Annotated in this window: 10 protein-coding genes; 8 read left to right on the top strand and 2 right to left on the bottom strand. The window is 43.9% G+C overall.

The window, feature by feature from the left end; genetic code table 11:
• Window positions 1-145: 145 nt before the first annotated feature.
• Both MYF79_RS10375 and MYF79_RS10370 read right to left on the bottom strand, forming a co-directional pair.
• Complete coding sequence (locus MYF79_RS10375; RefSeq protein ID WP_247813803.1) at window positions 146-2,596, bottom strand: ABC transporter permease; 2,451 nt, start codon at window positions 2,594-2,596, stop codon at window positions 146-148.
• Window positions 2,597-2,919: 323 nt separating this feature from the next.
• Window positions 2,920-3,408, bottom strand: coding sequence for a UpxY family transcription antiterminator (locus MYF79_RS10370; RefSeq protein WP_247813802.1), 489 nt, complete (start codon window positions 3,406-3,408; stop codon window positions 2,920-2,922).
• Between the two features lie 434 nt (window positions 3,409-3,842).
• On the opposite strand from MYF79_RS10370, the gene MYF79_RS10365 reads away from it, so the two are divergent.
• The 8 genes from MYF79_RS10365 (at window position 3,843) to MYF79_RS10330 (ending at window position 12,033) form a co-directional block, all read left to right on the top strand.
• Window positions 3,843-4,682, top strand: coding sequence for a helix-turn-helix transcriptional regulator (locus tag MYF79_RS10365; protein ID WP_247813801.1), 840 nt, complete (start codon window positions 3,843-3,845; stop codon window positions 4,680-4,682).
• Between the two features lie 69 nt (window positions 4,683-4,751).
• Complete coding sequence (locus tag MYF79_RS10360; RefSeq protein WP_247813800.1) at window positions 4,752-5,159, top strand: DinB family protein; 408 nt, start codon at window positions 4,752-4,754, stop codon at window positions 5,157-5,159.
• 2 nt (window positions 5,160-5,161) lie between these two features.
• Window positions 5,162-5,458 (top strand): DUF1330 domain-containing protein, encoded by a 297-nt coding sequence (locus MYF79_RS10355; protein ID WP_247813799.1) that lies wholly within the window; start codon window positions 5,162-5,164, stop codon window positions 5,456-5,458.
• A 555-nt stretch (window positions 5,459-6,013) separates the two neighbouring features.
• Window positions 6,014-6,886 carry an SDR family NAD(P)-dependent oxidoreductase gene (locus MYF79_RS10350; protein ID WP_247813798.1) on the top strand — a complete coding sequence of 291 codons (873 nt, stop codon included), beginning with the start codon at window positions 6,014-6,016 and terminating at the stop codon, window positions 6,884-6,886.
• A gap of 34 nt (window positions 6,887-6,920) precedes the next feature.
• A complete protein-coding gene (locus tag MYF79_RS10345) occupies window positions 6,921-7,742 on the top strand; it encodes an AraC family transcriptional regulator (RefSeq protein ID WP_247813797.1) in 822 nt (273 codons plus the stop codon).
• Window positions 7,743-8,091: 349 nt separating this feature from the next.
• Window positions 8,092-9,159, top strand: a complete 1,068-nt coding sequence (locus tag MYF79_RS10340; protein WP_247813796.1) for an alpha/beta hydrolase — start codon at window positions 8,092-8,094, stop codon at window positions 9,157-9,159.
• A 513-nt stretch (window positions 9,160-9,672) separates the two neighbouring features.
• Window positions 9,673-10,860, top strand: coding sequence for a radical SAM protein (locus tag MYF79_RS10335; RefSeq protein WP_317233111.1), 1,188 nt, complete (start codon window positions 9,673-9,675; stop codon window positions 10,858-10,860).
• A gap of 96 nt (window positions 10,861-10,956) precedes the next feature.
• Window positions 10,957-12,033: a radical SAM protein gene (locus MYF79_RS10330; RefSeq protein WP_247813794.1), complete on the top strand. Its 1,077-nt coding sequence runs from the start codon at window positions 10,957-10,959 to the stop codon at window positions 12,031-12,033.
• Window positions 12,034-12,057: the final 24 nt, after the last annotated feature.

Genomic DNA, 12,057 nt, shown 5'->3' with positions numbered 1-12,057 from the left:
GCAGCCAAACAGCAATGCTGCAGACCTTGCGGCCCGCTGTGTTCTACATCAAAACAGGAAATAACACTCACTCCCCGGCAAGGAATGATCAGCCAGGAAGCTATTTGGGGTCATCGATTTGCTCTAGGACATAAACAATCTTTTCTTACTCATACTTTAAGGCTTTAATCGGATTCAATCTTCCGGCTTTCCATGTGTGAAAGGCGACTGTTAACAGCGCAATGAAAAGCACTATAAAAGTTGGAATAAAAAATAATAAAGGGCTGATGCCAATCCTGAAGGGATAATGCTGCAACCACTGGTATAGCCCCCACCATGCCAATGGCCATGCAATACAACATGCAATTAGTATCAGTTTCATAAAGTCCCTCACCAGTAACACAAAGATGCTGACGGCTGACGCGCCAAGGGTGATCCTCACACCGATCTCTTTTGTTCTTTGCATACTGGTAAACAGTGATAGCCCCAGGAGGCCGAGACAGGCAACAAAGATGGCGAAACCGGAGAAGAGACCGAATATCTTTCCGAAACGCACATCAGTACGATACTGCCTGTCAAAGAACTCGTCCAGGAATGCATATTGAAAAGGGCTGGAGGGAAATAGTTCCTTATAGCTCTTTTCGATGTATGCGATGGTTTTCTCTATGTTGGCAGCACTTACTTTGGCTGCGTAATATTCTATGCTCGAACCATCTTCCAGGCGGAATACGATGGGTGTAAAAGATTCTTTCAGTGATTTCTGATGAAAGTTCTGCAGCACGCCTACGATCTCATATTCGAACGTAACGCCAAAGCCATTTTTGTCGATCAGGATCTTCCCTACTGCATCTTTCGCACTTTGAAAACCAAAAGCCTTCACCGCCGATTCATTGATCATAATAGGGATGGTGGCCTTTGCGCTGTCAGTTATCTGATCGGGTGTGATAGAGAACTGTTGTCCCGCAATGACCTTTATGTCGAACTGATTGATGAACTCTGGTCCGATAGAGAAGGTGGCATACATGTTCCCCTTATTGGCAGATACGTCGTCTCTGCGCTGATAAGGCCTGTTCCACAAGATATCCAGTCCGGGCATGCTGGAAGCAGCTGTCACGCTTTTGATATTGGGCGATTGTAACAGGGCCGTACGGAAAGTATTGATACGCTGGTAAAAGTTCTGTCCACCCTGCGATTCCAGTTTATTGGCAGGTGCGTCAACGATCAGGGTCTGGTCGATATTCATGCCAAGATTCGTTTCCCGCATGTAATTTACCTGCCGTGATATGGCATAGGTACCAATGATCAGTGCAATAGATACCGCGAACTGGAATACGACCAGTATCTTCCTGATGCTGATACCGGCGCCTGTGAGCGGCAATTTTCCTTTCAGTACCTGTACGGGCTGATAACCGGACAAGAGATAAGCCGGATAGATCCCTGATACCAATGCACCGCCGAGCAGTAATACCAGGAAGGCCAGCCAGAACCAGTAGCTGGTCCAGAAGCCCATAGGTATATCCACGCCTGCCAGCTGGTTAAACAGTTCATGGCAGAACAATGCGATAAGTATAGCGATAACGATACCGACGAAGTTCAGCAGTAAAGATTCAAAGAAGAATTGCTTCATTAAAGTGATACGCTCTGAGCCGAACACCTTTCTCAATCCCACTTCCCGTGCACGTTCCATGGCTTTCACAGTGGAGAGATTGATGTAGTTGATGTATGCAATCATCAGGATCAGTACGGCGATCAATACCATGAACCATACCAGTTTACCCGTACCGCTAACGGTAGGTTCACCCGTGAGATCTGAATACAGATGTATCTGTGTAAGCGGTTGTAAGCCCAGCTTTACTTTGTTGCTACCTGTAAGGTTGGAGGTATATTTTGCGAGGAAGGCCGGCAGCTTGCTTTCCAGCCGTTCTGCATTCGCGTTGTCGTTCAATTCAACATAGGTGTAATTGTCTGCATAGGTCCAGGAAACATCTTTAGGATTGGTGGACACCAGCATTTCAAACTGCAGATGCGAGTTAGCTGGAATATCGCTGCATACGCCTTTTACGAAGCCGTCTATATCCGTTCCCTGGTTAAAATTCACGACCCTTAGTTTCTTACCGATCGGATCTGCATCACCAAAAAAACGTTTTGCTGTAGATGCTGTGAGGATGAGTGAATTTGGTTCATCCAGGGCATCGCGGCCTTTGATGATAGGGAAATTGAAGATCTTGAGAAATGATGCACTCGCAAACAATACGCGGGGCATCTTGTAGGAGCGGGTGATATTTTCCGATTCCGCAGCAGATACAATGCATTCGAGCGGGAAGCAGGTAGTAGCGTTATGCACCTCCGGGAAATCGCTTTTCATGGCATCGGCAAGCGCTGAAAAGCTCCTGGCAGAGCGTTCTGCCAGTGCGCCATCCTGATAGCGCTCCTGTTTTACGCGGTATATAGCATTCGCCCGTGTGTGGAATTTATCATAGCTAAACTCGAACAGGATATACTGAAGAATCAGCAGACAGGCTGCAATTGCCACTGATAAGCCAGATATGTTAATGAAAGAGAATACCTTATGTCTGAGCAGATTCCGCCAGGCGATAATGAAATAATTTCTGAGCATTTACCTTCGAATTGGTTATAAACGGTAGATACAATATCAAAAAACGTGTGACTGGTGGCGGGACAACGCGCGGTGATATATATACCTGAATTATGCGTATTTATACAGTATGTTCACTGTGTTTCTACGTATTAGTTATGTGTACTTAACTCCTGGTTTCTTTGGCTAACACGGCTTCGCCCAATCAAGTCACAGGAACATGAGTCACAATTAGTTCTATGATAGGCTGAAAATGTTGGTGGATGCTTATTCTAACGTCTCGGTTAACTATTCTTGCGGCTCCTAAAATAGATAATTTTTTATAGTTTCAAAAAAAATCTTTACTAGTAGACCAGCCTGCTGATACATGAACTGTCAACCTCCACGGCCAGCGCCTGTTTGATGGGAGATATCTTTATTACTACTTTCAGTTTTGATTGTATGCGTATCAATTCTCCCTCGAATCCTGCAAATGCACCTTGCGTGATTATCACTTTCTCACCCGTAGAATAGTACGGAATAGACTCCGTATCATGCATTTCAAGTCTGCGCACATCTTCAATTAGTTTTTCCTGTAATATAGCAGGTTCGCCTTCAAACGATACAAATCCGACACTACCGCTCAGCAGCAATATGCGATATCGGTCTTTCCTTGGAATTTTTACGAACACATAGCCGGGAAATAAGGGCTCATTTAATTTTTTAATCCTGTCACTCCATTTACGGGTAACGGTCCGCATCGGCAAATAACATTCGTATTGCAGATCGGTAATTTCTCTTTTCAGCTTTGCTTCAAATCGCGGACGCGTGTAGAGCAAATGCCAATTCAACATTGGGGTACTTTGAAGGGCCATCATTAAGGGATTTCATTGCTTAACAATAATGGTTTTGATGGAACAACGAACAGGATACTAATGGTGCAGCAATAAAACAGACCGTGCCTGTAATTGCTCACACAATAAGCACTCTAAAGTTTTAACTAGTCTTAAATTTTGGAAATTGTAATAATCCGTTTACATCGACAGGTATCCAAATGTAGAGAAAAGCGATTGTAAGTAAAATTTTTTTTATTAGGCCGTCTGCCTTATTTTTTAATAGATATATTTAATGAGTAGTTGGAACGCAGGTTTGATTCCGGTCATACTTAAATGGTAACTATTCACCTCATATTTCCCTTTGATTTTGTAATATTTTTGCTGCGGCGGATGTTCTGTTGACATAGGGTTGTCACTCCTGCCACTTTACTTTGTCGTATATTACAATAGCTATGCAGGCAGATATTTCCACACTTTACGAGTCACAATTGTGTACGGTGCATAATTTTCTATGTCGCTGCACGGAGTGTACGGTATCCAAAAAAGAATCACAGGAGACGTTTTCCATTGCTTATGTACGCAGAGGGAATTTCGAATTTAAAGTATTCAGAAATGACCTGGATGCGCATCATGGCTTATTCCTGGTTTGTAAACCGGGATACGAACACCGGGTGGGACATGCGCATGATCTTCCTGATGAGTGTACTATCTTTTCCTTGCCTGCAGAGAACCTGGATTCGTTCAGATCTCAGACAAGTGAGTTCTCCTGGTTTTTCAATAACCCGGATATACAGTCGGTTTTAATAAAGGCCACTCCGCAAACGGAGCATCTGCATCATATCATTTTTCGCGAACTGGCGAAACCACGTCATGATACCTTGTTCATAGAGCAGTTGGTTACTAATCTATTGTTAATGGTAGTATCGACGGGCGATCCGCAACAGATGCTTCCTGTATTGAACTATAAACAAAAGAAGTTTTATCTGCCGGTCATTGAGTCGGTAAAGTATTATATTAATGATCGTTTTACAGATGATATTTCACTAACTGATCTGGCAGGTGTTAGTCATCTGAGCCCCTTTCATTTCAGTCGCCTGTTTAAACAGTTAACCGGCGTTACACCTTATACCTATTTGTTAAAGGTGAGGTTGGCGCAAGCCACTTTGCTGATCAGGAACACCCATCTGCCCATCACTGATATAGCCTTCTCCTGTGGTTTCAACAGCCTGGAGCATTTCTCTGCTTCGTATAGGAACATATACGGGAAAGCACCCTCCCAATTGCGGTTATGAAAAACAGCAAGATGTCTTAAGTCAGCGCCAGGAACGCTTTTTAGCTTTGCTTATCAAAATAAACATTGTATGAAAAAGCAATTACTGGCCAAACTGGAAAATTCAAAAACTTACACCCTGGCAGTGGCTAAGGGGATGCCATCCGCACACTATGATTTTAAGCCAGCGAAAGAAGTCTGGAGTTTCCGTGAACTGATGCACCATATTGGTTACGGCATCTATTGGTTTAAAGCAACACTGATCGAAAAGGAAGAACCAGCCTGGGAACCGCCCGCTGTAACTGCAGATAAAGATGCAACCATCGCCTGGCTTGAAACGGCCTTCGCTGCGCTGGAAAACACAGTGGATAAGATAGCGGAAGATGAAGCGGCTATCGTCGGATACTTTGGTACATTAGATCATATCACACATCACAGGGGGCAGGCAACAACTTATTTACGTTGCAAAGGCATTACTCCACCAGAATATATCTTTTAATTATGGTTGTTTATTATATCAATAGTTACGATATCACTGATATGGAGGAGTATGCTAATTATGCGGCGCCTGTGTATCTGTTACTGCAGAAATATGGAGCAGAGGTACTTGCGTCCGACCTCCATGCTATCGCAGTGGAAGGCGTGGCGAAGACGATGAACGCGATCATCCGGTTTCCTTCTGAGGAAGCGGCACTGGCTTGTTATGCAGATCCGGAATATCAGCCTGTGAAGCAGATCAGGTTGCGATCGACGACGAATTGTATGATGGTACTGGTGAAGGAATTCGTACGACAATAAAAGGTATGCATGCTAAAAGGCCTGGTGGTACTGCCGGGCTTTTAGTATGCCTTACTACCCTTCCTGTATGTCTGGTACGGGAATGACTCTCCTTTGCAGAAGCTCCCTTTTCAGATAAGGTCACTGCCTTCTCCACAAATCAGAAATTCTTTTAAGCTGAATTACCTGAAAAAGCGTGTTAGTTAGTATAAAAGGAAGACAATGCAACACCCAAGGCCAGCCCGAGCTGTTTAATAACATTATTTATTGCTATACCCTGACCTATCTGTTCAGGTTGCAAGGTTGAGAGTGTCAGTGTATTCCCTGACACTGATAGTAGCGCAATAGCGACACCACGCAACGTCAATATTCCAATTAAGTCAACAGCGCTCATCGTTGCAGGGCTGATCCGGAACAGCATGAAACTAAACACACTGAAAAAATGACATGTCAATATCACAACAGTTTAACGCCAGCCAACACATGCCTGATATACTGAACAAAGCGAAATTGATACGCTGAACAAAAGACCATCGCCATAAGCCGAATACCTTTGTTTATCAAAAGTTTAAGCATATGGAAACAAGAAAAAAAGTATGGCTGGTTACCGGCAGTGGTAATGGACTTGGAAAAAACATCGCGGAAACAGCTTTAAAAGCAGGGCACATCGTCGTGGCAACTGCACGCAAACAGGAACAATTAGCAGATCTGGCATCCCGGTATGGTAGCCAGGTACTTACTGCGGTACTGGATGTTACCGATGAAGGTCAGGCGAAAAATGTGGTAGATATGGCAGTACAACAGTTCGGGTATATTGATGTTTTGGTGAACAACGCCGGGTATGGTGATAACAGGCCTTTTGAACAGGTACCTGCGCAAGAATTCAGACAGCTGGTAGAGACCTGCTTCTTTGGCGTGGTTACACTCACCCGTGAAGTACTGCCTTTTATGCGCAAGCAAAAGAGCGGACATATCATCCAGATCTCTTCTGCCGGCGGAAGAACAGCAACGCCTGGCAATGCGGCCTATCATGCGGCCAAATGGGCAGTTGGAGGCTTCACTGAAAGCCTGGCTCAGGAAACTGCGGCATTCAACGTAAAAGTGACCGCCCTGGAGCCGGGAGGAATAAGGACGAATTGGGGAAAGCGTGCTTTTGGCAATACGGTTAAACTATTGCCCGAATATGAACCAACAGTAGGCGCCACTATTAAGTTCCTTGAAAATTATTGGGGGAATGAAAACAGTGATCCGGAAAAGGTAGCCCAGGTTGTGCTGAGAGTAGCCGAAACCGACCAGCTCCCACCTCATATCCTGATAGGAAGCGATGCCTACAACCTGATCAAACAAGGAAGCCAAAAGACCTGGCAGGACGCAGAAAATTGGAAAGATGTGACTACTTATACCGACTTCCAAAACAGAATGATACTGCCTGATTTCCTGAAAGGCTAATAAAAGTGGTCGTCCGTTTTTGTAAATTTGAGTTATGTCCGAAGCAATAGAAAATAAGTATGCTGAGATATTGGTGTCCTGCGTGGACGAAAAGTTCTTCAAAGCGGAAGTCGTTTCGGAATACCATACACTCATGCGGATATTCTCCGGTGAAATGAAAATCGTGCAGGCCGGACAATCCTATACGCTCGGCGAAGGGGATATATTGTTAGTACCACGCAATCAATTGTGTGCGGTCATCAAACGGCCTAAAGACGGACGACCTTACAAATCAATTGTAGTTACTTTTAAACCGGACCGCCTTAAAACATATTATTCCCATAAAAGTCCGGAGGTTTCGCCTGCATCTGTCCAAAAGATAAAGACGTTTGAAAGCCATCCGTTATTGGACAGTTATTTTGCTTCAATGGCTCCTTATTTCGAGCTGACAAGCAGCCTGCCGGAGGAAATTGTCTCGCTGAAAATTGAAGAAGGCATTAGTATTCTCCGCACACTGGACAAAGATGCAGATAGCATACTGGCGGATTTTTCGGAACCTGGCAAGATCAATCTTGCAGAATTTATGGAAAAGAACTACATGTTCAATATGCCATTGACAAAGTTCAGCTATCTGACAGGTCGCAGCATTGCAACGTTCAACCGCGACTTCAGAAAAGCCTTTCATATATCACCACAGAAATGGTTAACGCAAAAGCGGCTGGAATTGGCCCATTATCAGCTATCTGTGAAAAAGAGGAAACCTGTAGATGTCTATATCGAGGCAGGCTTCGAAAATATTTCGCACTTTTCTTTCGCTTTTAAAAAACACTTTGGCTACGCTCCGACGGAATTACAAAAGCGCGAGGGATTAGCATAGCTACACCTGCAGGTTACAGGAATTCATCCGGTTCGCTTTTCAGCTTATCTCACAATTGCCAGTCAGGGTATAAGCGATATTTGCTGACATTGATGCTTAACCGCTTCCCTATTCCCCTTTGCAAGGTTGCTGATAATACTTTAAGCAATGAGCGCTACAACTAAACTCCTTCTTTCTCAGCTATATACGATACTATTTGTCCATTAACGACCGGACAGGTAATGTATTTCACCCCCTAATTCGGCAGGCTCACCAGCTTTTTACCAAAATGACAACTCAGATATTATACATTTGTTGTATAAATCGGAAACTCAAATAACAAATTTTGAAAGCCTTAAAATAAAGAACAATGAAAAAGCGATTGTTTCTGCCTGCAATAATGCTAATTGCAATGTCAGCCTGCTCCAAAAACGATCAGGAATCCATAACACTGGATTCACAGGCAGATAGCAGCCTCCAGGGGCCGATTCAAAAACCTGTATCCGGTTACGGATCTGACGGAAACTATGATGTTGCCGAGATTGATTTTGCCAACCCACAGTATGCAGGGACAGAGGTGTCCATCTTCTATCCGAAAGGTATTTCCTCGCCCAAACCCACCATATTTTTCTCGCATCCATATGGAGGAGAGAGCAAAGACTACAACATGGGATTGTATAACTTTATTGCAAAGAAGGGTTATGTAGTTGTCTTCGTTCCATACCGCACCCTTGACATCAGTGTAGATCATCGTTACCAGACACTTTGGGAAGGATTTGTGAAAGCAGCGAAAAACTATCCAAACATCATCGATACACTTAAAGTGGGTTTTATGGGGCATTCTTTTGGCGGGGGAGCCAGCATTGACCTCGCTTATAAAGCCTTTACCGAAAGGCAGTGGGGGAAAAACGGGCGCTTTCTCTTTACGATGGCTCCCTGGTACGCGTTTAACTGGAACAGTAACCTGACCACTGAACAGCAATTGCAAAACTTCCCCTCCAATACCAAAATGATCACACAAGTGTATGATGAAGATGATGTGAATGACCACCGCCTGGCCATTGACATCTACAAACATATCAATATCGCAAACAGTGAGAAGGATTTTATTTATTTTAAGTCTTCCACTATCAATAAATATAATTATGTAACTGACCACGTCCTTCCCAGCTCCCGCCAAGCGTACGATGCCCTAGATTATTACGGTGTGTACCGCCTGCTGGATGCCATGATAGATTATAGTTTCAATGGTAATGCGAATGCTAAAAACGTTGCTTTGGGAAATGGTTCTGCTGCTCAAATCACCATGCCTTCCTACAATGGGCAAACCATGCCGCCGCTGGAAGTAACAGATAATCCTGCGCCCAAATATCCGCAGAGCAAGTATCAGTTCCAGTGCAGTAACAATACAAACCCCAGAGCAGGTTATTGTGAATAGTTCGCCTTGGCTAACTGAATGTCCCTTAACCATGAGGGTCGAGTGTCGTACCTGATTAATTATTGAGAATAGATCAGTAACAATAAAAACCGCATGTATCAAAAATAAACGAATGTTCGTGGAAGTAATCAAATGACGACCTGACCCCATCAAGAATCCGAATAAAAAAGCGGCTATATTAATGTTGAAAAGCACCCGGAAGTGTCTAATTTTCCGGGTACTCTTCAACATTAATATAGCCGCTTTTTTATCAGGCGGGAAATTGTTCTGCACAATCGTTCGTTATCCGGCGGCGGCGGCGAAGTGAACAGTATGCAAGGTCCTGCGGTTTATGGTTTGAATGAGCACAGGCGTCTTTTCCGCACCCTTACTTCGTCATTTTAAATTATTGCCGCACATTTTAATCATTCGTCTATTAAATGATGAAACTAATCTAAAAAACTGGCAGGGACATGAAATAGCCAGTATATTGATTCTATTAATTGTTACCCATCATTCTAAATCTATTGATATATGGCTACTTGCTCTTATATAGTAGTTAAGGTAGCAAGCAGGTGTAATTTGAACTGTACCTACTGCTATATGTATAATCTCGGAGACATGAGTTATAAAGGCCAGCCCAAAGTCATGTCCGACGAGGTTGTCCACGCGACTGTCCAAAAAGCAGCCATGCATGCACACTCAAAGGGCCTCAAGAAATTCTATATGAGTTTTCATGGAGGAGAACCTTTACTGGCCGGTATCGACTTCTTCAGAGCATTCACCACATTCGCAAGAGACACCTTTTCCTCTTATGGGATCGAGGTACGTTTTACCATGCAAACAAACGGTATTTTGTTAACACAGGAATGGTGCGACTTCCTGGACGAACAAAAGATCACGGTTGGTATCAGCCTGGATGGAGACGAAGCTACCAATGACAGGAACAGGGTGTATCATAATGGCAAAGGCAGCTATCAGGATGTAGTGCGCGGTATCAGGACCCTGCAGAACTCCGGGCATCATTTAAACGGAGGCATTTTGACGGTTGTTAACCTGGAAGCTGACCCTGTGGCGCTCTATCAACATTACAAGCAACTGGACATATTATATCTCGATCTGTTACTGCCTGACTCCAACTATGTTAGTCCATATCAACAATATGAATGGACAACGAAGACCGATTACGCAGACTGGCTGATCAGGTTCTACGATGCGTGGTATTTCGATGAGAATGAATACAAGCCGAATGTTCGCTTGTTTGAGAACATTTCGCATGGTATTGTTGGCAATTACCAATCGAGCGATTTTCTGGGTAACCATGAGAACCAGGTGCTGGTTGTAGAAACAGACGGCAATATTGAGCCGGTAGATGTGCTGAAGATCTGCGGAGATGGTTTTACTAAACAGGGCGTAAATATCCGGACGCACGATATTGAGGAAGCCTTTGAAAAGGACCTTATTAAGCTGTACAATCAAAGCCATCTTACATTGCACCAGAAATGTCAGCGATGCCCCGTTAAGGACATCTGTGGCGGAGGATATCTCCCTCACCGGTACAGCGCAGATAATGGATTTGATAACCCGTCTATCTATTGCAGGGATCTGATGAAAATCATCAATCATATCCGTAACAGGGTGATTGACAAAATAGCCTCATATATGAATGGCCCTATTCCCTATGAACAGCTGTCGTTCGAAGAACTGGAAGAATGTTTCTAAACCCAAAAATCACACGTGATGCCTGGTACCCCCTACTGTTCTGCGCTGGTTATGAAAATTGCGAGCAGATGCAATATCAATTGTACGTATTGCTATATGTACAATTTCGATGATAAAACATATTTGCAACAGCCCAGGTTTATGAGCCCGGAGACCGTCAATATGTTACTGCTGAGAGTAAAAGAGCATTGCCAGCAGCATTCTCTGGAACGGTTCTTTTTTATTTTTCATGGCGGAGAACCACTGCTGGCTAAAAAGGAATTCTTTATTGACTTTATAGAAACAGCGGGAAAGATCTTAAACGGCGTCGTAAAGATGTACTTCTCCCTCCAGACGAACGGCATACTCCTGGATGATGAATGGTGCCAGTTATTTATAAAGTATAATATCAGGGTTGGCATCAGTCTCGATGGCCCCCAGGAAATTCATGATAAACACCGGTTGGATCATAGCGGCAAAGGTACGTTTGACAGGGTCTTAAAAGGGCTCAACGTACTTAAAACAAATGGTCTGGACCAGGTATCAAAGCTGTTGTGCGTTATAAATGTGAACGCTGATCCAATAGCCATGTATGACTTCTTTAAATCGACCGGCATCAGGACGGTCGACTTCCTGTTTCCCGACCTGAATTATGAACATGTATCCAAAAAACACCACCAATCGCAGCTAACAGCCCATGCAGATTGGCTGATCAGCATCTTTGACAGGTGGATCGGGGATGCAAAGGGTGTATCGCCCTTACAGATAAGGAAGTTCAGCAATGCTATCAGCCTGATACTGGGAAAACCAACATCCTCGGATGAAATGGGACAGGAGAATAACAGTGTATTGGTCATCGAAACCGACGGAGGTATTGAAACCCTGGACTCTTTAAAGATCTGCGGAGAGGGATTTACGAAAGCCAATTTAAACATCAGGACCAACTCGCTCGACGATGCACTGGATTCCCCCCTGGCAAGGCTTTATCATGACAGTCATACGAACTTATGCGATCAGTGCAATAACTGTTATGTAAAAGAGGTTTGTGGAGGTGGAAATATCGCCCATCGCTACCGGCATTCCAATGGATTCAATAATCCGTCCATTTATTGCCGGGACCTGGAGAAATTATATACCCATGTAAGAGACACTGTCTTTGAGATGCTCAATAAGTATGAGCTACTCGAAAGCTGATCTTCGCTGATTTAAATATCATTT

The sequence above is a fragment of the Chitinophaga filiformis genome (assembly GCF_023100805.1).
Lineage (GTDB): Bacteria > Bacteroidota > Bacteroidia > Chitinophagales > Chitinophagaceae > Chitinophaga > Chitinophaga filiformis_B.
This window is presented reverse-complemented; position numbering and strand designations above follow the sequence as displayed.